This is a genomic window from Streptomyces diversicolor (assembly GCF_057537855.1).
This window is the reverse complement of the sequence record NZ_BAAJXA010000144.1, coordinates 1-707: the sequence shown is the minus strand read 5'-3', so window position 1 is coordinate 707 and position 707 is coordinate 1. Positions and strand designations below refer to the sequence as shown.

At 58.0% G+C, this 707-nt stretch carries 1 rRNA gene; it reads left to right on the top strand.

Annotation, left to right across the window (positions count from 1 at the left end):
• Positions 1-76 precede the first annotated feature (76 nt).
• Positions 77-707, top strand: a 23S ribosomal RNA gene (locus tag AC27LF_RS45550); the annotation flags it as partial.

The window sequence follows — 707 nt, the reverse complement described above, 5'->3', positions numbered from 1 at the left end:
GGTGTACTCGCCTGATGGTGGGGTGACGGGTGGCTGGTCGTTGTTTGAGAACTGCACAGTGGACGCGAGCATCTGTGGCCAAGTTTTTAAGGGCGCACGGTGGATGCCTTGGCACCAGGAACCGATGAAGGACGTGGGAGGCCGCGATAGTCCCCGGGGAGTCGTCAACCAGGCTTTGATCCGGGGGTTTCCGAATGGGGAAACCCGGCAGTCGTCATGGGCTGTCACCTACTGCTGAACACATAGGCAGTGTGGAGGGAACGCGGGGAAGTGAAACATCTCAGTACCCGCAGGAAGAGAAAACAACCGTGATTCCGGGAGTAGTGGCGAGCGAAACTGGATGAGGCCAAACCGTATGCGTGTGAGACCCGGCAGGGGTTGCGTATGCGGGGTTGTGGGATCTCTCTTGACCGGTCTGCCGGCTGGTCGGTGAGTTATAAACCGTTGATGTAGGCGAAGGACATGCGAAAGGTCCGGCGTAGAGGGTAAGACCCCCGTAGTTGAAATGTCAGCGGCTTGCTTGAGAGACACCCAAGTAGCACGGGGCCCGAGAAATCCCGTGTGAATCTGGCGGGACCACCCGCTAAGCCTAAATATTCCCTGGTGACCGATAGCGGATAGTACCGTGAGGGAATGGTGAAAAGTACCCCGGGAGGGGAGTGAAATAGTACCTGAAACCGTGTGCCTACAAGCCGTGGGAGCGTCGG